This is a genomic window from Mongoliitalea daihaiensis (assembly GCF_021596945.1).
Lineage (GTDB): Bacteria > Bacteroidota > Bacteroidia > Cytophagales > Cyclobacteriaceae > Mongoliitalea > Mongoliitalea daihaiensis.
The window spans coordinates 1,904,298-1,924,795 of the sequence record NZ_CP063779.1 but is presented as its reverse complement, the minus strand read 5'-3'; the positions used below and the strand labels follow the sequence as shown (position 1 = coordinate 1,924,795).

The 20,498-nt window shown below is 40.9% G+C and carries 19 protein-coding genes and 2 tRNA genes; 8 read left to right on the top strand and 13 right to left on the bottom strand.

All coding sequences use genetic code 11. The features are described 5' to 3' along the window. Positions 1-438, bottom strand: coding sequence for a division/cell wall cluster transcriptional repressor MraZ (gene mraZ, locus IPZ59_RS08165; protein ID WP_236139787.1), 438 nt, complete (start codon positions 436-438; stop codon positions 1-3). 525 nt (positions 439-963) lie between these two features. On the opposite strand from mraZ, the gene IPZ59_RS08160 reads away from it, so the two are divergent. Continuing rightward, positions 964-2,091 (top strand): peroxiredoxin family protein, encoded by a 1,128-nt coding sequence (locus IPZ59_RS08160; RefSeq protein ID WP_236139375.1) that lies wholly within the window; start codon positions 964-966, stop codon positions 2,089-2,091. A gap of 57 nt (positions 2,092-2,148) precedes the next feature. Here IPZ59_RS08160 and IPZ59_RS08155 read toward each other — a convergent pair whose 3' ends face one another. Together IPZ59_RS08155 and IPZ59_RS08150 are read right to left on the bottom strand one after the other, a co-directional pair. Continuing rightward, positions 2,149-3,585 carry an SLC13 family permease gene (locus tag IPZ59_RS08155; RefSeq protein ID WP_236139374.1) on the bottom strand — a complete coding sequence of 479 codons (1,437 nt, stop codon included), beginning with the start codon at positions 3,583-3,585 and terminating at the stop codon, positions 2,149-2,151. Between the two features lie 53 nt (positions 3,586-3,638). Further along, positions 3,639-4,613 carry a polyprenyl synthetase family protein gene (locus tag IPZ59_RS08150; protein ID WP_236139373.1) on the bottom strand — a complete coding sequence of 325 codons (975 nt, stop codon included), beginning with the start codon at positions 4,611-4,613 and terminating at the stop codon, positions 3,639-3,641. Positions 4,614-4,831: 218 nt separating this feature from the next. On the opposite strand from IPZ59_RS08150, the gene IPZ59_RS08145 reads away from it, so the two are divergent. From IPZ59_RS08145 to IPZ59_RS08135, 3 genes are read left to right on the top strand one after another with little or no spacing between them, the layout of a single operon-like run. Next, entirely contained in the window at positions 4,832-6,529 is a 1,698-nt protein-coding gene (locus IPZ59_RS08145) for a 1-acyl-sn-glycerol-3-phosphate acyltransferase (RefSeq protein WP_236139372.1), read from the top strand. Further along, entirely contained in the window at positions 6,507-7,568 is a 1,062-nt protein-coding gene (locus IPZ59_RS08140) for an NAD(P)H-dependent glycerol-3-phosphate dehydrogenase (RefSeq protein ID WP_236139371.1), read from the top strand. Before IPZ59_RS08145 ends, IPZ59_RS08140 begins: the two co-directional genes overlap by 23 nt. A 12-nt stretch (positions 7,569-7,580) precedes the next feature. After that, complete coding sequence (locus tag IPZ59_RS08135; RefSeq protein ID WP_236139370.1) at positions 7,581-8,876, top strand: APC family permease; 1,296 nt, start codon at positions 7,581-7,583, stop codon at positions 8,874-8,876. 248 nt (positions 8,877-9,124) lie between these two features. Here IPZ59_RS08135 and IPZ59_RS08130 read toward each other — a convergent pair whose 3' ends face one another. The 8 genes from IPZ59_RS08130 to IPZ59_RS08100 all read right to left on the bottom strand — a co-directional run bounded on the left by IPZ59_RS08130 (position 9,125) and on the right by IPZ59_RS08100 (position 15,385). After that, positions 9,125-12,154, bottom strand: a complete 3,030-nt coding sequence (locus IPZ59_RS08130) for an SbcC/MukB-like Walker B domain-containing protein (protein WP_236139369.1) — start codon at positions 12,152-12,154, stop codon at positions 9,125-9,127. 104 nt (positions 12,155-12,258) lie between these two features. Then, complete coding sequence (locus tag IPZ59_RS08125) at positions 12,259-13,491, bottom strand: metallophosphoesterase family protein (protein ID WP_236139368.1); 1,233 nt, start codon at positions 13,489-13,491, stop codon at positions 12,259-12,261. A 214-nt stretch (positions 13,492-13,705) separates the two neighbouring features. Further along, complete coding sequence (locus IPZ59_RS20310; RefSeq protein ID WP_394800739.1) at positions 13,706-13,858, bottom strand: DUF6364 family protein; 153 nt, start codon at positions 13,856-13,858, stop codon at positions 13,706-13,708. A 105-nt stretch (positions 13,859-13,963) separates the two neighbouring features. Further along, positions 13,964-14,053 (bottom strand) — tRNA-Ala (locus tag IPZ59_RS08120). Further along, a complete protein-coding gene (locus IPZ59_RS08115; RefSeq protein WP_236139786.1) occupies positions 14,039-14,296 on the bottom strand; it encodes a GIY-YIG nuclease family protein in 258 nt (85 codons plus the stop codon). The genes IPZ59_RS08120 and IPZ59_RS08115 overlap by 15 nt, the downstream gene beginning before the upstream one ends. A 43-nt stretch (positions 14,297-14,339) precedes the next feature. Further along, positions 14,340-14,413: transfer RNA gene (locus IPZ59_RS08110), tRNA-Ala, on the bottom strand. A 51-nt stretch (positions 14,414-14,464) separates the two neighbouring features. Then, a complete protein-coding gene (gene recR, locus IPZ59_RS08105; protein ID WP_236139367.1) occupies positions 14,465-15,088 on the bottom strand; it encodes a recombination mediator RecR in 624 nt (207 codons plus the stop codon). Positions 15,089-15,100: 12 nt separating this feature from the next. Next, positions 15,101-15,385 carry an ATP-dependent Clp protease adaptor ClpS gene (locus IPZ59_RS08100; protein WP_236139366.1) on the bottom strand — a complete coding sequence of 95 codons (285 nt, stop codon included), beginning with the start codon at positions 15,383-15,385 and terminating at the stop codon, positions 15,101-15,103. A 61-nt stretch (positions 15,386-15,446) separates the two neighbouring features. Here IPZ59_RS08100 and IPZ59_RS08095 point away from each other — a divergent pair, with 61 nt between their 5' ends. Next, entirely contained in the window at positions 15,447-16,889 is a 1,443-nt protein-coding gene (locus IPZ59_RS08095; protein ID WP_236139365.1) for a sodium:solute symporter, read from the top strand. Position 16,890: 1 nt separating this feature from the next. Here the strand turns inward: IPZ59_RS08095 and IPZ59_RS08090 are convergent, their stop codons facing one another. Beyond that, positions 16,891-17,229 carry an MGMT family protein gene (locus tag IPZ59_RS08090; protein WP_236139364.1) on the bottom strand — a complete coding sequence of 113 codons (339 nt, stop codon included), beginning with the start codon at positions 17,227-17,229 and terminating at the stop codon, positions 16,891-16,893. A 95-nt stretch (positions 17,230-17,324) separates the two neighbouring features. Here IPZ59_RS08090 and IPZ59_RS08085 point away from each other — a divergent pair, with 95 nt between their 5' ends. Genes IPZ59_RS08085 through IPZ59_RS08075 form a run of 3 tightly spaced genes read left to right on the top strand, consistent with a single transcriptional unit; the run spans position 17,325 to position 19,162 of the window. Beyond that, the gene (locus IPZ59_RS08085; RefSeq protein ID WP_236139363.1) at positions 17,325-18,002 is read left to right on the top strand and encodes an SDR family NAD(P)-dependent oxidoreductase; all 678 of its coding nucleotides are present in this window, start codon (positions 17,325-17,327) and stop codon (positions 18,000-18,002) included. 15 nt (positions 18,003-18,017) lie between these two features. Beyond that, positions 18,018-18,701 carry a head GIN domain-containing protein gene (locus tag IPZ59_RS08080; protein ID WP_236139362.1) on the top strand — a complete coding sequence of 228 codons (684 nt, stop codon included), beginning with the start codon at positions 18,018-18,020 and terminating at the stop codon, positions 18,699-18,701. After that, positions 18,701-19,162, top strand: a complete 462-nt coding sequence (locus tag IPZ59_RS08075) for a nuclear transport factor 2 family protein (protein WP_236139361.1) — start codon at positions 18,701-18,703, stop codon at positions 19,160-19,162. The genes IPZ59_RS08080 and IPZ59_RS08075 overlap by 1 nt, the downstream gene beginning before the upstream one ends. Positions 19,163-19,236: 74 nt before the next feature. Here the strand turns inward: IPZ59_RS08075 and IPZ59_RS08070 are convergent, their stop codons facing one another. Further along, positions 19,237-20,310, bottom strand: a complete 1,074-nt coding sequence (locus tag IPZ59_RS08070) for a cytochrome-c peroxidase (protein WP_236139360.1) — start codon at positions 20,308-20,310, stop codon at positions 19,237-19,239. Between the last annotated feature and the right edge of the window lie 188 nt (positions 20,311-20,498).

The window sequence follows — 20,498 nt, the reverse complement described above, 5'->3', positions numbered from 1 at the left end:
TTATGAGAGGTATTGATCCATCAATTTTGAAAGCTCAGCAGGATCTAAGGTGTTCTGCTGATATTTTTCTGGACTCCAGATTTCTATCAGGCCATTGACACCGCAAACAATCGCGTCTTTATCAATCCCTGACCATTGTAAAAATGGCTTTGGAATTAATAGACGACCTGCACTATCCAATTCCACTTCAGTCATACTTTCGAAAAAACTTCTTTTTATCCTTCTTTGAATCGGATCTCTGTCAGACAGGGATTCAACTTGGTGTAAAAGTTTTTTGAACTTGACTTGAGTATACAACGCAAGACAGCCATCGTCACCATAACGTAGGATCAACTCGGCGCCATTGGACTCCGGAATTGCCGCCTTTATCTTGGCGGGCAATGCCAGACGACCTTTTGCGTCGACTTTGACATCATACCTACTGTTGAACATTCCCATGGGCTTATCTTGAGTTTGCTGTAAACACAAAAGTAAGAAAAGCTTTCACACAATCCACCACTTTACCCCACTTTTCTCCACTTTTTTATAAAACTATTCAAAAGTTTCAGATATCCCAATTTTTTTTGAAAAAATTACAAATTATGTCAACTGATAATCAAGGAATTGATCCCTATATTTAACTTATAGAAAATTCGCCATTCGAACAAAAAACTGGCATTTTTTAAGTGAATCTTACGTTTTATCTCAGCAAAAAAAATGCATTTTTATTGATGGGGTGAAAAGTGGGAAAGTTTCCCACTTTTTTTGAGAAAATTAGCTTTTAAGAGAGATACAGTGCTCAACCTCCTATATAAATCATCTATTGAATGATTAAACTCTGAAAGCTTTCGCTTAATTTTGATTTAGTTTAATGTTAATCACACTATGCACAATCGACTCTTTCTAAGCATCCTACTCATAATTGGGCTTTTCAGCTGTCAATCCAACGAAAAAAAATCGCTGAACTTATCCGGTGAATGGCGAATGGAACTGTTGATTTCCCCTGACGTCATCCCTTTCCTTTTGACCTTTCAAGAAAGTGGTGAAAAGTGGGAAGCTTTTGTTAAAAACGATCGTGATATACTTCATTTCGAAGAAATAGTAATCAAAAATGATTCGATTTTTATTGAAATGGGCGTGTTTGACAGCGTATTGAAATTAAAACTAGATGAATCAAATACCTTAAGTGGTGGTTTTGTGAAAAATTTTGTCCCTGACTATTTTATACCACTTCAAGGTTCACAAGAGTTCACTAGCAGATTCCCAGTCGTGGAGCAGCCTCGTATAGATTTTTCAGGTCGTTGGAAGATCCGCTTTACTAAATCGGATGGAGATGGCTATGATGCTATTGGTCTATTTGAGCAAACTGGAGATCAAATCCGGGGCACATTTCTCACACCCTTGGGAGATTATCGCTTTCTGGAAGGAAATGTCAGTGGTGATGAATTGTATATGAGCACATTTGATGGAAGTCATGCGTTTTTATTTCGTGCAACGCTTTCTACAGAAGGTGAATTGATTGGTAGCTTCAGAAGTGGTCCGCGATATCAAGAATCATTTATAGGTGAGCGAAACGAAACCTTTGAACTACCGGATGCCTATAGCATGAATTACCTCAAAGAAGGTTTTGATCGCATTCAGTTTGCATTCCCCGATGTAGACGGAAACATGGTCTCTTCGGAAGATCCTCGATTTAAAGATAAACTTGTGTTGATACAGCTATTTGGCACTTGGTGCCCAAACTGCGTGGATGAAACAAGATTTCTGGCTCCTTGGTATGAACGTAACAAAGATAAAGGCATTGAAATTATTGGTTTAGCTTTTGAAAGTAAAGCAGACTTTACCTATGCAAGTGAGCGTGTCAAAAAAACCATCGACCGACTCCAGGCTAACTATACGTTTTTGATTGCAGGAAGCAGCAATAAGGAAGAAGCTTCCAAGGCATTACCGGCACTCAATCAAGTAATCGCTTTTCCAACACTTATCTACTTAGATAAAACTGGAGCTGTGAGAAAAATTCACACAGGCTTCAATGGCCCTGGTACGGGTGCCTACTACGAGCGATGGATTGAGGAACACGAAACTTTCATTCGGGAATTACTGAATGAATAACTTAGGCCTGCTATTTCTATTTGCCCGCTGGAGGAAAACTTTTCGTAACCTTCATTCTTAGAAGCCATTGGATTTAAAAACCAAGACGTATCCCACTACGGTAATAAAGCCTAAAATTGGCCCGATAAGCATCATCAAAAGTCCTCCAGGACGGAAGCTCTTTTGTTCCACCAAACCTGTAGAGAATGATATAGCGTTAGATGGGGTGGAAACAGGGAGTAATAACGCACAAGAACAGCTGATCGCTACTATCAATGGTGTAGCCAACCCCCAAATACCGGGTAAAGCCAACCCTAATGGAACCAGAATGGATGCAGCTGCCGTATTGCTCATAATATTGGAAATAGAGACTCCAACAAATGCAAAAATAGCAGCTACTACAAAAATAGGAACTGGTAAAGTTGATATACTTTCCATTATGATGTCCGTTAGTCCCACATCCACCATAGCGATACCCAAGGCAAGGCCACCAGCTACCAACATGAGAGTATCCCATGGTAACTTGCGAACATCTTCCGCACGGACTACTTGTAACATGGTCAAAAGCACTATTGGAATAGCAGAGGTGGCTGCAATTGGAAGGCCGTGAATAGGTTCAGTCAACCATGCTGAAACGGTAACAATTAGAGTAAATAGGACTGCATTTTTCTCAAACTTTGGTCTATTATCTGGTCTTGACTTAGTGATTTCAGCCAAGTCTAATGTGATACCATCAAGCTTTAAACGCTTTTTCAAAAACCACCAAAATAGGTACAATGTGATGAACGCAATTGGAATACCAAAAATCATCCAATCGATAAACGTAATATTAATCCCTTCTTTTTGAAGAGCACCTACCGCAATTGCATTTGGTGTACTTCCGATAATAGTACCCATACCTCCCAAAGTAGCAGCGGCAGGAATTCCCACCAAAAGTGCAATTGAATAAGGCGAATTCTTACCCAACATTCGTACTACTGGTAAAATGGAAGAGATCATCATGGCCGTAGTAGCAGTATTTGACATCACCATACTTGCAATGCCTGTCATCAACATGAGTCCTAGCAGTAGACGATTCGGTTCAGTACCAAATCGTTTAATCGTCATTTTGAAAAGATCCCGATCTAATCCCACAATACTCATACCTTCTGCCAAGAAAAAACCTCCCAGCAAAAGCCAAATAACATTGCTGGTCCAGGTGCCCAGATACATTTCAATTGGTTTTTTGGCGTCATCTAGAATGTAATCTGTCCCAAAACCAAGGAGAATTCCTGTGAAAATAAAAATCCCTACAGCGAAAGGCGGGATGGCTTCTGTAACCCAGAGGCCAACAGCTAAAACTGCCAAGAAAAAAACATAATTCACCTCTTGACCATACTCCAAATTACTAAAAAAAGAAGTAGTGACCAGTGCAAGGATAAAATTACCTGCAAAGGAGGTGGTAGCCCAAACCCATCCATATTTTAGCTTTGAATAAAGACGGACTGCTGCTCTTCGGGAATCAGTATGTGACATGAAAAATAGGTTTGATCGCGTATAAATTTACAATAAACCTTTGTCAAAAAAAACTATTTTTTCCTTTCTATGGTATATCTTACCAAGGCCTCCAACGAGTCTTTATACGTTGAATCAGGAAATTCCGCGAGTAAACTCAATGCCTCTTCGAAATAGGTATTCATCACTTTTGTTGCATAATCCATCCCTCCTGATTGTTTGACAAAAGCAATTACTTGGTTGACCGCTTTCTTATCTTCATTCTTGTTACGAATCAGGTAAATGATTTTTTTCTTTTCTAACCATGAAGCATTATTGAGGGCATAGATGAGTGGTAAGGTCATTTTCTTTTCCTTGATATCGATGCCGAGTGGCTTGCCGATTTCATCCTCCCCGTAGTCGAATAAATCATCTTTTATTTGGAAGGCCATTCCCACTTTTTCACCGAAAAGCTTCATACGCTCAATCACCTCCTCAGAAGCATCCGTGGTAGATGCGCCAACGGCACAACAAGAAGCGATTAAGCTCGCAGTTTTTTGACGGATAATGGTATAATATACTTCTTCTGTGATGTCAAGCTTCCGGGCTTTGGCAATTTGCAACAACTCCCCTTCGGACATTTCCCGAACTGCCTGGGAAACAATTCGAAGTAATTCAAACTCTCCATGATCAACGGATAACAGTAATCCCCTAGACAGCAAATAGTCACCTACTAAAACGGCAATCTTATTTTTCCACAAGGCATTGACTGAAAAAAAACCTCTTCTATAGTTGGCATCGTCGACTACATCGTCATGAACTAATGTAGCTGTATGCAACAGTTCTATCAAAGCGGCACCTCTGTATGTAGACTCCTGAATTCCTCCACATACTCCTGCTGTCAAAAAGACAAACATAGGACGCATCTGTTTTCCTTTGCGTCTAACAATGTAATTGGTAATGTGATCCAATAGCTTGACCTTACTTTTCATAAAGTCACGGAATTTTTTTTCAAATTCCACCATTTCGAAAGAGATGGGTGCTTGTATTTGCTTCAGGTCAGCTTTCATAAGAAATTTACGATGCAATTATACAACGGATTCAAGCGTTGTCAAAAAGCAGATGGAATATTTATGTTTAATGGGCACACATCAGGCGATTAGAAAGGCAAGTTAATCTTGACTTTTTGGTTTATCCACACTATCTTAATCAACTTCTGTGTAAAAAGTTCTATTCAGAGGCTACTATTTTTTACTATCTTTGTTTTTATCCCAAAAGATATCCTGCATTGGAAACCGAATATATCAAACATAAATATGAGCCCATTCTTCCCAAAAAAGACGAATGGCCCGTGGTCCGATTAAGTAAAAACCGCAAGGATTTTGTCAAAAAAGTAGCAGAATCCAGCAAGAATGCTGTGCTTGAAATTACCAATGGCAACGTGGATCTTTTGAAAGAAGAGTTGGAAACCACACTCTATCGGGAAAAACAACGGATCAAACAAAATCCTTGGGATGTGGATCCAGAGGATGATTATTCCTTCTGGAATGAGGTAAAGTCGGCTTTGGTGCAAATATCTGCCGATACAGCTTTGCCTAAAGCTCAGAAAAAGGAGAAATACATCGTAATCCTAGACAAAATCACCACCCGATACGCCGAAGAGATTGCAAGTAATTTTGTCCACTCACATTATAAACTTACACGGCGGATGGTCACTTTCGGCTTTGGGCGTCTTCTCAATGCTGCCCGAGTCAAAGGTTTCAAGTCCCTATTCAGTAACCAATACAGTCTCCAAGACAAGATTCAAATAGTGGGCTACACAGATGAAATTCGTGAACTAGCCTCCAAAGGAACCATCGTAATGGTTCCTACGCATTTTTCAAATTTGGATAGCATCTTAATTGGTTGGATCATATCTGTTTTAGGTTTACCTCCATTTATCTATGGTGCTGGCCTGAACCTATTCAACATACAGATTTTTGCATACTTCATGAATGCGCTTGGAGCTTATAAAGTGGATAGACGTAAAAAAAATCTTTTGTACCTGGAAACATTGAAGACGTACTCTTCCGAGGCGATTCAATATGGGGTACACAGTTTGTTTTTTCCTGGTGGCACTCGATCCCGAAGCGGGATGATAGAAAGTAAACTAAAGTTGGGACTTTTGAGCACTGCTATAGAGGCTCAACGTGTCAATTACCAAAAGGGACTTTTCGATGTTGGAGGCAAAATCTTTATTGTCCCAGTGACTATCAATTATCATTTTGTGTTGGAAGCTCCCTCTTTGATTCAGGAATATCTATCCATTACCGGACAGGAGCGTTATTACAGAGAAAAAGATGAGTTTTCTACCTCTTATAAAATCTCTAAATTTTTGGTTAAATTCTTTACCAAAGGATCTGATATCTCAGTTTCCATCGGCAAAGCAATGGATATCATGGGCAACTATGTGGACAATGAAGGCAATAGCTACGACAAAAATGGACGGCTCATCCAAACGCAAGATTACTTTATCCGTAATGGATCCATCAATGTAGACCAACAGCGTGAAGAGGAATATACCAAACGATTGGCTGAGCGGATCGTAGAGGAGTTTCACAAAAATAACAGGGTCTTCAGCTCCCATTTGGTTGCATTTACAGCCTTTCAGATGATCAAAGCCGAAAATAAAAAGTTAGATTTATTCAACCTTTTGAGGTTGCCTGAGGAAGACATCGAATTAGACTATTCGTTGTTTAAACAAAAATGTGAGCATGTTTTAACAAAAATATTAGAGCTTAAATCAGAGGGTAAGGTCAATATCGCACCCCACATGATGCAAGATATGGAAAACCTTATCGCACATGGATTGGATAATGTAGGCATGTACCATGCAAAGCGTCCTCTGATACGCAATGCTCAAGGCAATATCGTAACCCAAGACATGAATTTACTCTATTTCTATCACAACAGATTACATGGATATGCTCTCGAAAAACTCTTCTAGACCCAAAGCAATTGGTATAGTAGGTATGGGCAGCTTTGGAACAGCCATTGCCAACATGCTTGCTGAAAAAAATGAGGTGATTGCTTTTGTGCGAAGAACGGATCTTTTGGAGGAAATCAATCAGCATCATAGTGTTGACGGCCAAGCAATCCATGCAAATATTCAGGCAACTCAAGAACCTAAATTCATCTGCGATCAGTGTGATGTTTTATTTTTTATGATTGCTTCTTCGGGTTTTCAGGAGGTCATTCGCTCTTTTGCTCCGTTTTTATACCCTTATCACATGATCATTCATGGTACTAAAGGATTGTGCCTCTCACTTCCTGCCGGGAAAACCTTGAAAGATATGCCCAAAATCAAACGGGATCATCTGTTGACTATGAGTGAGGTAATTCTGAAGGAAACTGTTGTGGTGCGGGTAGGCTGCTTAGCAGGACCAAATCTTGCCCGAGAGCTAATTTTAGGACATCCAGCTGCCACAGTCATCGCTAGTCCTTACAATGAAGTTATCATGGAGGGGCAACGCTTATTGCGGTCGGAGAAATTTCAGGTTTATGGAAACTCAGATATCATCGGTGTAGAATTATCAGGAGTTCTAAAAAATATCATTGCCATTGCAGCAGGTGCTTTGGCGGGTATGGGATTGGGAGAAAATGCCAAAGGCTTATTGGTGTCGAGAGGAATGGTAGAGATGGCTTATTTAGGCAATGCCTTAGGAGGGAGTATTAAATCCTTCATTGGTTTGGCTGGCATAGGTGATTTGGTCACTACTTGTAATTCTACGTTATCTCGCAATTACACCGTCGGATACAGATTGGCACAGGGCGAAAGTCTGTCAGAAATCCAGCAAAGTATGCAAGAAACAGCCGAGGGCATCAATACTATCCAAATCATGAAAGCTTTTCTGGAAGGAACTGGAAATATGCGTGCCCCAATCACGGAAAATCTCTACAAGGTGTTATTCGAAGACCTAAAAATAGAAGAAGCTTTGCAATATTTAATGAAGTATCCGTTCAGTGTGGATGTGGATTTTCTTTAAAAATCAACCATTTTGGAAAACCAAACAACAACACTCAAAAGAGGCATTCGGCGCTGGGATCTAGTATTTCTGATTATTAATTCGGTCATCGGCGCAGGGATCTTTGCTTTGCCTGCTAAGGTCTTTGCCTTATCCGGAGTATATTCAATAGCTGCTTTTTTAATCTGTGCTCTAGTCATGGTCGTGCTGATTTTGGTTTTCGCGGAAGTAAGTTCGCGATTTGATAAAACCGGGGGTCCATATTTGTATGTTCACACAGCTTTTGGGCCTATTCCAGCATTTATCATTGGCTGGTTACTTATGCTTACCCGCCTCTTCAGTTATGCTACACTGATCAATTTATTGATTTTATACCTGACTTTTTTTTCCAACTTTTTTGCAAGAGAGGAAGTGCGAATAGGCATGATACTATTAATTACAGGTATCATCACGTATTTCAATTGGATAGGTGTCAAAAATACAGCCAAGGTCAGTAACGTATTGACCGTAGCAAAGTTAATCCCCCTAGCATTATTCATTATTGTTGGCTTCTTTTTTATCAATACAGACTACTTAGAGCCTGGGCCGGTCCCAAGTATTGCTGATTTTTCCGCTTCCACACTCCTACTCATTTTTGCATTTGGAGGCTTTGAAGCAGGATTGGTAAATAGTGGAGAAATTGTCAATCCTAAAAAAAATCTACCCTATGGATTGATGATGGCAGCTACCATTATCGCAAGTTTTTATATTTTGATTCAAATCGTATCCATCGGAACGCTTCCAGATTTGGCTAATTCAGAAAAACCCCTTGCTGATGCAGCGAATCAGATGCTTGGATACTGGGGAGGAACGTTCATTACGATAGGTGCAGTGATCTCCATTTTAGGAACTTTGAATGTGCAGATTCTCAGCGGATCCAGATTACCCTTTGCCTTAAGTGGAGAAGATCAACTACCGGCTCTTTTCGGGAAAATTCATCCCAAATTTGCTACTCCACACATTTCTATTTTATTCTTCTCCAGCCTAGTAGCGTTTGTAGCTATCGTTTGGGGCTTTATGAACTCTCTTGCCGTATCCGTCATCGCTCGCTTGATATTGTATGCCCTAGTCTGCGCTTCTTTGATCAAACTTCGGAAAAGCCAAACTACACGCGATTATTTCAGGGTCCGTTACGGTAATGCTTTAGCCATCATTGGTATTCTTGCCACGCTATGGCTCCTATCTGGCACACAAGCCAAAGAAATCTGGGATACCTTCCTGTGGACAGGCATAGGCGTGCTTATCTTCATCATCCACAAATGGAGGGGAAAAGCAAAGGGTGAAGGGTGAGCGATTGGAAGTAGTAAATGAAATAGTTAAAGGTGATTTGGTTGATTGAGTGGTTATTTGATTGAGTGGTTAGTTGATTGAGTGATTAGTTGATTGAGTGATTAGTGATTGAGTGATTAGTGATTAGTAGATTGAGTGATTAGTGATTAGTTTATTAAGTGATTAGTGATTAGTTGATTCTCTAATCTCGTTTTCTAGCTTTTCGTCTCTCGTATCTTGACTCTTATCTCACACCTCATCTCTAGCCTCTAATAAGAATAACTAACCACACTTCCCTTCTCTCCATCCAGCTCAACTTGGGCATAGACGCCGATTTCCTGTTGTAGTTCTTCTACGTGAGAAATGATGCCGACAATTCGATTTTCATGCCGAAGCGATTTGAGGGTTTCGAAGACTACCCGGAGGGAGTTTTTGTCCAAGGCTCCAAAGCCTTCATCCAAGAAAAAGAAAGACTGATCGGCTTGATTCAGAGCTTTTACCTTTTCTGCTAATGCCAATGCCAAACAGAGGGATGCTTGAAAGGTTTGACCACCCGAGAGGGTTTTGAGCAGGCGTCGTTTGCCTCCATTGAGATAATCTACCACCCAGAAGGTGTTGTTGTCATCAATTTCCAAGCTAAGACTATTTTTGGTTAGCTTCATAAAGCGAAGATTGGCGGTATTGCAGAGTTCTTTTAAGTAGATGGAACTGACATACTTGACAAATCCACTTCCTTTGAAGAGTTTTTCCAACTCTTTGAGATTGGATTCTCGGTTTTCAACTTGGGAAAAAATCTGTAATAGCTGTTGCTTCTCTTCAAGTTGCTTCTCAAGGGTGGTGATTTCTTTGTCTAGAAGGGTGAAGTCTTTTTGGAGGGAATCTAAGGCTGCTTTTTGAAGTTGAACCTGCTGCTTGAGCTGCTCAAAATACTCCTGACTGAAGCCGTCTACTCCTGTTTCTGATGTTAGTTCTCCTATTTTGGTACTTACCAATAAACTCCGGTCTTCAAATTGGCGGATTTCTGCATCTACTTTATCTGCGTCCAAGGAATGATGGAATAGCGCAATCAATTGTTCCTCATTTGCAAAGCCATGTATCAACATCAATTGCTTGAATTCTTCCCCCAACTGCGCTATACGCTTATTTGTAGCAACGATGGATTCTTCGTGGTACTGCAGACTGGAAAGATTGGTAGCTTGCTTGGTTTTGGTGTCTTGGATGACTTTTAGCTTTCCTTCCAATAAGGAGGCTGTTTCGTCAATATCAATTTGAACTTTCTGGATTGTTGCCTCAATACTCGCAGGTGCTTTTTCAAAGAAAGGCTGACAAAAGGTTGGATCTTGAATCTCTTCCCTCTTGGCAAGCTGCTTGCTTTGTAAAGCCAAAAGCTGTTGCTCGGCAGTTCTTAGCTTTTGCTCTTCCTCAGTTACTCTCCTTTGAAGTTCATCCCATGCTTTCCGCTTGTTTTTGATGTTTTTTTCCAATTCCGCTTTGGCAATACTATGCTGTTCGGTTTCTTGGATTGCTTGGAAAAGATTCTCCAAAGTGGCTATTCCAAGAGTATGCAAACTTGCCCAAGCGACTTTTTGCTCCTCTTGTATCTGTTGAATATTTTTTTGAAGAATTGTTTGCTGCTGAAGCTGTCCTTCTAATCGGATTTCCTCCTGCTTGACCGTTTCCTGTAATGATCGGATTTGTTCTAATTGCTTTTGTGCCTGCTCGATGGTATGCACAACCGCTTGGATTGCTTCAGACGGCTCATTTTCCAATACCTGTGGATGTTCCAGAGACCCACAAAGCGGGCAAGGTTCATTATCCTTCAGTAGGTGGATATGTGCCGCCAAGCCTGCTTTTTGGATCAATTTTTCTTTTTGTGCTTCAAGCGCATGAATGGCGCTTTTTTGAGACTCCAACCAGGCCGAGAAGTTGCCCTCATTTTCAGGAATTTGTTTAGTAAGGGTGTTTATTGAATCTTTTAGTTTTTCAGTGGTCTGGGTTAACTTCTGCTGCTCAATGGCCAACTTTTGAAGCTGTTCCTGCATGCGCTGCAAATTATTGCCTTTTGTTTTCAAGTCTGCCAAAGCATTGCTATCAACAGTTGGAATGCTATCCAATTGCTGTTCCAGTGCCTTAAGTTGATCGCTCAAGGCTTGAAGGTCCTCTTTTTCTTGCAAGATGCTGGGAAGGAGTTTTTCCATGATTGCTTTAGCTGCATCCACCTCTTGTGTGATCACTTGAATGTCAATCACCCTTTTTAAATCCCGGATTTTAGCTTCCCGCTCGGGCTTAAGTTCCGCTTTTTTGCGAAGCTGCTGTTCTTCTAGCTCGTATTTTTGGAGTTCTGCGACATAACTATCTTTAAATCTCTGACAACCTTCCGCACTAACCTTGGCCTTCTCCAAATCCAGTTTCTTTTCCTGCATCTGTTCCCATACCGGTTTGAGGTAAGTTTTGGCTTTCAAAAATTCCTTCCAAATGGTTTTCTTTTCTTGTATTGCTGGTCTTTTTTCTTCCAAAAGCTTCCATTCCTTCAAGAAACCTTGCAGTTCATGGTATTTTACTTGCAAGCTTTCCTGGGTTTTCAGTACCTGCTCTTGACGCTTGAATTCTTGTTGTTGCTTTTCAACTTCATCAGCGAGTTGTTGAACCTGAGATTTTTTACTACTCAGCATTGGCTCGTTAACTCCCTCTAGACCAGCTAATTGAGTTTCCAAGCGAATCTTTTCATCTTTAGTAGTCCGAAGTAATCCGCCTGTCTTTGCAGCTAAGTCGAATCGCTCGAGCCCAAACAGTTCCTTCATCATATCGGCTCGTGGACCTGGAGTCAAATCAATAAATTCCCTAAATTTCCCTTGGGGAATGATCACCGTCTGTTTGAAATGCTCTTTTTTCATCCCCAAAATCTCCTCTGCTCCTTTGGCTATGGGTGTCCAAGCAGCATCCTCCCATTGGTAAAACGTATGTTCTGCGGGCTTTACCTCTTCAAATTTTTTGGGATTGCGTTTGGCTGCGTAGAGGGATCGATAGGTATGGGTATTATTTTTACCTGAGCGAAATTCGAAGATAATTTTAACAGCCTCAGACTGTAGATTGAGCATACTGTTTTTCTCGCCCCTATCGGATAAGCGCTCCGTGCTTCCATACAAGGCAAGTAAGATGGCTTCCAAAATGGAAGACTTTCCACTACCTACTGCCCCAAAAATACCAAACAGTCCAGCAGCTGTAAGCTGAGTAAAGTCCACAACCTGTCTTTCCTTGTAAGAGTATAAACCTTCTATTTCGAGTGTGAGAGGGATCATGATTAATCTAATTTGAGTGGTAAAAGAATAGGTACTTGCTGATTGAAATAAGGTTGAAATAATGTGGAAATAGGTTTGATCGATGCATCATCCATGTCTTAAAATTAATCTTTGTTTGACGGGTCAACACTTATTACCTCTTTAAAAAGGTCCAGTAACTCGTCATTCGGGTCTAAACCTCTTTCGCTTTTGTAGTAGAGTTGGAACAGGCTGAGCATGTCTTTTTCTAGGTCTTCCACTTTGAGACTGAGGGATTCTTGGCCTATTGGGTTTTTGATTTGAGGGATCAAGTTAACGATGCCATCATGGGCTTTCATGAGGGCTTTCCTAGTAGATGCGTCTATGGCTTGTTCGGTGATGTAGGTTAATTCTACGTAGCAGTGTGGATTTTTTTCCAGCCAAGTTAGGGATGATTCAAGGGAATCAAAGGTTTCACGGTAAAGCGGCTTTCCTTTGGTTAAGCCAATGGGTTTATATTGAACAGGTTTTCCCGGATCAACCTTAATGATGACGACCTGCTTTTCCTGAGCTGCTTCACTAAAGGAGTAGGAGAGAAGAGAAGAGGAATACACAATTGGGCAAGGCTCTTTTCCCACCGCATGATAGCGATGTAAATGCCCCAAGGCTGCATATTGAATCTGAGGTGGGATGATATGTGTGTACAGGGCCTGAGTTCCACCCACATGGAGAATGGGTCGCTCGGATTCTGGCTCTGCTTCGGGCTTTTCCCCTTCTTTCATAAAAAAGAAATGTCCAATGAACAGATTGACTCCAGTGGAGTCGCAGTAGGTATCCGCTAAAGCACGCCACCGTTTGCCCATCAGCTCCCGAAACTCTTCTTCCCGGTCACCATCTCCAAGATAGGTTTTGAGCAGGAGTTCATTGGCATAAGGAGCAAGTAAGATTCGAATAGGATAGTCGTAGGCAGGAAGTTTGAGTTCGATAAAACCCGATTCACTTTGTGTGAGTTGGACTCCACTTTCCAAAGTGCCTGTTGGAATGGTGCTGTCGTAGCGACTGTAAAAGATAATTCCCAATTCGCGCGCTAATGGATCTGGTGCTTCAATAAACTGAGTGGAATCGTGATTCCCTGATATGGCTATAATGGGTCGCTGTCCATTATTGGAGAGTTTTCTAAGGGTTTTGTAGAGAAGCTCAACTGCCTCGTGATTAGGATTGAAGGTGTCAAAAATATCACCAGCCAACAGGACAAGGTCCACTGCCTCTGCTTCTGCAATATCCACGATTTCCTGAAGCACTTCTTTTTGCTCTTCCAGTCGGGAGTATTCTTGGAGTCGTTTGCCTAAGTGCCAATCTGCGGTGTGGAGTATTTTCATGTGGAGGTAATTGGTTTGAGTTACGAAGATTTGAATGTACTAAGAAAAAGAGGGAAATGGAAGAGGTGTTTTAGGTTTAAAATGATTGCCACGAAGGCTTAAAGGCACAAAAGAATGAAAGATTGCTTATTAAAAAATAAACCGGAGAAAGTGAAGAAATTAACCAATTTTAGAATAGCGCAAATTAGGAGCAATCCCCCTTTGCTGTCAAAACCTATTTTTGAATGAGAGCAATCATTTCTTCGGGAGCAATAGCAGGCATGGAAGTTCCTTTAAAATCTCGAAAGTAATTTTTTTCCAAACCAGATAGGCTCCTTCCAGTTTTTTCGGCATATCTTTTGGCTTGTTCGATGTAAGGCGAACTAATTTTGACTAAAGTGTGAAAAATTTACTCGATGCATCTCAGTACCTCCTCAGTGTAATCCTGAAATTTAAACATAAAAAATGCTTGCAGTGACTGCAAGCATTTTTGTGGAGGATAACGGATTCGAACCGATAGCCTGTCCCGATGACTATCGGGAACCTTCCCGACTGCTGTCGGGACGCTCTAGCCAGCTGAGCTGTTTTCAATTAACGAAAGAATATATTTTCTTGATTTTTTCCGTTTGATTTCGATTTCTCGCTTGAGTGCAGTGGTTCTATCTACCACTGTTTCGGTATAAACAACTTCCCAAAAAGGAGCTCCGCTTTTAGTAGAAGGAGTTAATCTTGAGTTATGATGCTTAAGTCGACTCTCTAAGTTGTCAGTAGAGCCTATATAGAATTTGTCCGTTTTTGAAGAGTATATGATATACACAAAGTACATATCCAAAAATAAAAAAAGCTTGCAGTGACTGCAAGCATTTTTGTGGAGGATAACGGATTCGAACCGATGACCTCTACACTGCCAGTGTAGCGCTCTAGCCAACTGAGCTAATCCCCCAAATCGGATTGCAAATATAGAAAGGGATTTGGTTTACGCAAAAGAAAAAGATCACTCCGAAGAATAATTTATCCTTGTCAAAATGCTCCTGCCCAACGTCACCTCATCTGTATACTCTAATTCACCTCCGACAGGAATTCCTCGAGCAATGGTGCTGACTTTGACATTCAGTTCTTTGAGCTTGCGGCTGATAAAAAATGAAGTCGTATCTCCTTCCATGGTGGCAGGCAATGCCAAAATCACCTCTGTTACTTTTTCTTCAGAGATAGTATGAGCACATCGCTGGATCAGAGAATCAATTTTAAGTTCATCCGGGCCAATTCCTTGGATAGGAGAAATCACACCTCCTAGCACATGATACAGCCCCTGATATTGATTGGTATTTTCAATCGCCAAGACATCGGGAATATCTTCGACTACACAGATGATTTGCTTATTCCTGCGGTTGCTCAGACAAACACTACACAAATGCCCCGAATCAGCTACATTATGACAAGTGGCGCAGTATCGGATGTCTTTACGCAATGCCAATAAAGCACTGCTGAGCTCCTCGGTTACAGTCTCTTTCTGTTTTAATAAATGCAAGGCCAATCTCAAGGCAGTCTTTTTGCCGATACCCGGCAATCTGCTGATCTCATTGACTGCATCTTCGATTAATTTGGAAGGGAAATTCACGCTACACCTGATTTATACGATGGCTGCTTGAATGCCTGCATCGAGAATAGCCTGACACATAGGCTTCAATTTAGTCCTACTGCCATATTTGACTGTACACTTACCTTTGTAATGAATAATCATCGTACACTGCTCGGCTTGCTCAGGGGTATGTTCGCAGACCTTGATTAAGGTCTTGATAACATGGTCAAATGTATTGACCTCATCATTAAACACGACCAACTCATACTCCTCTACGTCAATCAGTTCTTCTACCAGAAGCTCCGCCTCTTCTATGAATGTTTGTGTCTCTACCATGTAAATCATTTTGCAAATTTAATTATTATAAACAACTTAGCGAAACTTACAGCCCGATACTATGAATTCTTCGATGGTTTTAATGGTCATTTCGGCCTATTTCGCCTTACTTTTTTTGATTTCTTGGTTGACTTCAAGAAATGTATCCTCAGACACCTTCTTTACCGGGGATCGTCAGTCGCCCTGGTTTTTGGTAGCATTTGGAATGATCGGCGCTTCATTGTCAGGTGTGACTTTCATTTCTGTACCGGGAGAGGTTGGTAATAGTAACTTCTATTACTTTCAAGTTGTTTTAGGATACACCTTGGGCTACTTTACTATAGCAAAAGTACTCCTACCACTATACTACAGGCTTAATTTAGTATCTATCTATGCTTACTTGGAGGAGCGATATGGTTTTTGGTCGTACAAAACAGGTGCTTTCTTTTTCATCTTATCCCGCACCTTGGGATCCTCCATCCGCGTATTTTTGGTGGCAGGTGTCTTGCAGCTTATTTTATTTGATGATTGGGGAATACCATTTTGGGTTTCAGTCCTGATTACCGTCTCCTTGATTTGGTTGTACACCCATCGAGGTGGCATAAAGACCGTAGTATGGACAGACACCCTGCAAACGTTGTTTATGCTCGTAGCTGTTGGTGTAAGTATTTACCTGATAGGAAAGGATTTGGGGATAGCAGGGATAACTGGTTTTGTACAGACAGTAGCCCAAGATTCACGTTCGGAAATATTCAACTGGGACTGGCAAGCCGGAACCAATTTTTTCAAGCAGTTTGCCTCAGGAGCATTCATTACTATTGTGATGACAGGTTTAGATCAGGATATGATGCAAAAAAACTTGACATGTAAGAGTTTGGGCGATGCGCAGAAAAACATGTTTTGGTTTACCACGATTCTGGTAGTTGTAAATTTAATGTTTCTCTCCTTAGGCGTTTTATTGTATATCTATTCAGAGACAAATGGCATTACCATTCCTACTCGATCGGATGACCTATATCCTTTCTTAGCCACCCAACATTTCTCTGCGATCGCAGGAATTACTTTTGTGTTAGGTATCACAGCTGCGGCCTATTCGAGTGCAGACAGCACTTTGACAGCTTTGACAACCTCCTTTTGTTATGACTTTTTAAATATAGAAAAACGCTACGAAAAACAACGGCAGGTAGTCGTGCGCAAACAGGTTCATTTGGCTTTTACCGCGTTGATGTTTGTGGTGATTTTGATTTTCCGATGGTTAAATGACCAAAGTGTGATCAATGCAGTATTTATCATAGCCGGATATACCTATGGCCCATTGCTGGGCTTATATGCCTTTGGGCTATTTACCAAGTGGCAGGTAAAAGATACTATTGTACCTTTCATTGCTGTAGCTGCTCCCGCGCTAGCATTTTTGATTAGCCAAAATTCGGAAAAGATGCTTGGTGGCTATAAGTTTGGCTTCGAGATTTTGATTCTGAACGGCTTACTGATGTTTATTGGCCTTTGGTTGATTCGGAAAAAGTAAATCAAATCTCCTGATCCAATAGATTTGGACTCCAAAAATGGACTTCAAAGTCAAGGATTTGATCATTCTCTACTTTAATTCCTTCTGCGGCTAATCGCTCCTCCATAGTGGTTGGACTTGGGAAATGATGCTTCCCTGTCAACAGTCCATTTCTATTGACTACCCGATGTGCGGGAACCTCAGGATCGCTGTGGCTGGCATTCATCGCATAGCCCACCATGCGGGCACCGCTTTTCAATCCCAGATAATTGGCAATGGCACCATAGGAGGTCACCCTTCCTTTGGGGATTTGCTTGACCACTTGATAGACCAAGTCAAAATAGTTTTCTTTTGCTTTCATAATCAGTGTCTTGAAGCCCTTCCAAACGTGATTTTCAATGAAATCGAGGATAATTGAGTATATTAGTGGCAAAAGCAAACATACTATAATTTGTTATGGAAAGAAATATAATCATTACAGGTGCCGCAGGGAATTTGGGGAAACAAGTGGTTTCGAAATTTAAGAGAGAAGGATATAAAGTAATTGCAACCATACTACCCGACTCAGAAGAAGAGGTAGAAGAGGCAGATGATGTATATGAGGTGGATGTGACCAGCGAAGAATCTGTGGCAGAATTTGCCAAAGAATACCAATTGCAGTACGGAGAAGTGGACGCTATCGGACTATTAGTGGGCGGTTATGCAAATGGCGGGATAGAGGATACGAGTGTGCAGGATATCGAGAAGATGATGAAATTAAATTTTTTCACAGCTTTTAACATGGTCAAAAACTTCCTTCCTGTGTTTAAAAAGGCTGATTTTGGGACTTTTTTATTTGTAGGAGCACGCCCATCTTTACAACCTGCCGATGGAAAAAACGTTGTGGCATATGCTTTGAGTAAAAGTTTATTATTCCAACTGGCTGATTATGTAGCAGAGGAAGTCAAAGACTCTAAAATCAGGTCACACATCTTTGTGCCAAGTATCATTGACACCCCTGCCAATCGTGAAGCCATGCCGGAAGAGAATTTCTCCGAATGGGTAAGTCCTGCTGAAATTGCAGAAGCGATGCACTACGCAGTGAATACTCCTTCTTTGAGAAATATGACATTCAAACTCTATGGAGGCGTTTAACTAAACACAACAATCATGTTCAAATATTTTGCTCTCACTACCTTTCTTACTTGCTTGATCGCCGTTACATCTTGGGCGCAATCGGAAAAAGACACCAGGAATCTACGCTCTTTTAATGCAGTGAAAGTATCCAATGGCATTATCGCTGAGTTGGTTCAGGGAACCGAAAACAAGGCGGAAATCAGTACTATTGGTATAGAAGCAGGTAAGGTTGAAACAAGTATAGTCGGTGAAACACTGGAAATCCGTTTAGCACGTGGAAATTACCGAAACCACACTGTAAAAGTAAAGATTACTTACATCGAAGTATTGGGCATTGAAGCTACCACAAATGCACAGGTAACTGTACGTTCGACAATAGAAGCCGCAGAGGCATATTTGTTTGCTACAACGAGTGCTTACATTGAGGCAAAAATTACCACAGAGGTACTGAACGTAGAAGCAGCTACCAATGCTCGGATTTTATTTTCCGGAGCCGCAGAAGAATTGAATATCAAAGGATTTACAAATGCGGAAGTTGATGGGAGTAAATTCATTGCTGATGATGTAGCTTTACAAGCTAACACCGGCGCAAAAATCAGCTTTCATGCTAATGAATCTATTACGGGTTCCTTGGCTACGGCCGCAAAAGGAACCTATTCTGGTAATCCATCTGAAATCTCTGTACGCACCAGCACCGGTGCAAGCCTCAGCAACTAATGAAAAAAATAGTCCTTACTGTTTATTTATGGATATTGGGTTTTTTCATGTTCCCAGCAGCCTTTGCCCAAGAAGAGCTCGCCATCCAACAAGTGATTGCCACTCTATTTGAAGGCATGAAATCCAAGGATTTAGAAAAAATAGAACCTGCTTTTCTTCCAAATGCGCAAATGCAGACGGTCAATGCGTCTCCTGCTGGAGCTACAGTTGGGACCAATACGGTTCAGGATTTCTTCAATCGTATTGCAACTACTCCCGCTGAAACTATTTTAGATGAACAAATCTTAGATTATCAAATCAAGATCGATGGTCAAATGGCTGCTGCATGGACACCTTATCGATTTTACGTCAATGGGGCATTCAGTCATTGTGGTGTCAACTCTTTCCAGCTTGTAAAAACCTCCGAAGGATGGAAAATCACTTACATCATCGATACCCGCAGAAAAGAAGGCTGTGATTAAATAAAAAAATGCCGCAGTGAATAATGCTGCGGCAGGTTTAGCTGGGGGGGTGATTAATTTTCAAAGATTTCTTATTATTGAGGTATTGCAGGTGTTGCTTTTAAGTGTGCCGGAATTTCTCCAGTCAACGTTTTTAAGAATGCCACCAAGTCCTCTATTTCCTGAGCTGTAAATTCTTTATTCAATTGGGTTTTTCCCATGATGCGTACACTTTCATCTAATTCGTGGATACTACCATCGTGAAAGTATGGATAGGTGTGTTCGATATTTCTTAAGGAAGGAACTTTAAATTTGTACTGATCTCCTAGATTGCCGGTAAGCTCATAGATCCCTTTATCATGATTGATTTTGGAACTTACCTGCTTGAAATCCACTTGTTCTCCCAATCGTCTTTCCTGAAGACCACCGAGTGCAGGACCATCATGACAGCTTTGGCATCCTGCTTCCAAGAAAATTTTCAATCCTCTTTTTTCTTGGGTATCGAAGACTTCAACATTCAAAGCCATGAACTCATCGAATTTGGAAGGAGTGATCAATCGTTTTTCAAAAGAAGCAATTGCCTTAGCCACATTGTCATATGTGATGGGTTGACTTTCTTCCGGAAATGATTGAGCAAAGCGCTTGATATACTCCTCAACTTCCAGTAATCTATCAATAAGTACCCCTTCATGAGGGATTGCCATTTCTACAGGATTGAGAATGGGACCTTTCGCTTGTTCTTCCAAATCAGCTGCCCTTCCATCCCAAAATTGTTTAGCATGAAAAACAGCATTTAATACTGTCGGAGAATTTCTATCGCCTCGGGTACCGGGAAGAGCGCCTGGGGAGGTCGTCAAGTTATCAACCCCATAGGTTTGAAGGTTGTGACAACTATTGCAGCTTTGTTCATTATTGATACTCAGTCTGGTATCAAAATATAATAATTGACCCAATTCGGATTTGGCTAATTCAACTTCATCTGTAAGAACATTCATCTCAGTGGGTAAACCATAGTAGAAGTTTCTGGCTTTTGCCCATAAGAGCGCATCCTCCTTCGCTATTTCTTGTTTCTGTACATGTTCTGATGACAATGTTCGGTCATTCATCATAAATATCATGAGCCCGATAAGCACGGCCACAGTTACAGGGATGATAGTGCCTTTTTTCATGGTTGTAATGTTTTCTACAAATGTCGGGATGTTTGCAGGCTTAAAAGATGACCTATGTCACATCTGGGCTTGATTTGAGTTGGGAAAAAGTTTTAATTGTGATCTTTTCAAAAGAAAATACTGATTATTAAAAATAACACAAAAACCTTTTTGCTTTTTAGGATTTTGTGAGTAACCTTGTCGAGATT

What these genes read in the sequence shown, in the direction of transcription:
- mraZ (WP_236139787.1), bottom strand. Translation starts at nt 438, where the DNA reads ATGGGAATGTTCAACAGTAGGTATGATGTCAAAGTCGACGCAAAAGGT.
- IPZ59_RS08160 (WP_236139375.1), top strand. Translation starts at nt 964, where the DNA reads ATGGAACTGTTGATTTCCCCTGACGTCATCCCTTTCCTTTTGACCTTT.
- IPZ59_RS08155 (WP_236139374.1), bottom strand. Translation starts at nt 3,585, where the DNA reads ATGTCACATACTGATTCCCGAAGAGCAGCAGTCCGTCTTTATTCAAAG.
- IPZ59_RS08150 (WP_236139373.1), bottom strand. Translation starts at nt 4,613, where the DNA reads ATGAAAGCTGACCTGAAGCAAATACAAGCACCCATCTCTTTCGAAATG.
- IPZ59_RS08140 (WP_236139371.1), top strand. Translation starts at nt 6,507, where the DNA reads ATGCTCTCGAAAAACTCTTCTAGACCCAAAGCAATTGGTATAGTAGGT.
- IPZ59_RS08130 (WP_236139369.1), bottom strand. Translation starts at nt 12,154, where the DNA reads ATGATCCCTCTCACACTCGAAATAGAAGGTTTATACTCTTACAAGGAA.
- IPZ59_RS08125 (WP_236139368.1), bottom strand. Translation starts at nt 13,491, where the DNA reads ATGAAAATACTCCACACCGCAGATTGGCACTTAGGCAAACGACTCCAA.
- IPZ59_RS08115 (WP_236139786.1), bottom strand. Translation starts at nt 14,296, where the DNA reads ATGTACTTTGTGTATATCATATACTCTTCAAAAACGGACAAATTCTAT.
- IPZ59_RS08100 (WP_236139366.1), bottom strand. Translation starts at nt 15,385, where the DNA reads ATGGTAGAGACACAAACATTCATAGAAGAGGCGGAGCTTCTGGTAGAA.
- IPZ59_RS08095 (WP_236139365.1), top strand. Translation starts at nt 15,447, where the DNA reads ATGAATTCTTCGATGGTTTTAATGGTCATTTCGGCCTATTTCGCCTTA.
- IPZ59_RS08090 (WP_236139364.1), bottom strand. Translation starts at nt 17,229, where the DNA reads ATGAAAGCAAAAGAAAACTATTTTGACTTGGTCTATCAAGTGGTCAAG.
- IPZ59_RS08085 (WP_236139363.1), top strand. Translation starts at nt 17,325, where the DNA reads ATGGAAAGAAATATAATCATTACAGGTGCCGCAGGGAATTTGGGGAAA.
- IPZ59_RS08080 (WP_236139362.1), top strand. Translation starts at nt 18,018, where the DNA reads ATGTTCAAATATTTTGCTCTCACTACCTTTCTTACTTGCTTGATCGCC.
- IPZ59_RS08075 (WP_236139361.1), top strand. Translation starts at nt 18,701, where the DNA reads ATGAAAAAAATAGTCCTTACTGTTTATTTATGGATATTGGGTTTTTTC.
- IPZ59_RS08070 (WP_236139360.1), bottom strand. Translation starts at nt 20,310, where the DNA reads ATGAAAAAAGGCACTATCATCCCTGTAACTGTGGCCGTGCTTATCGGG.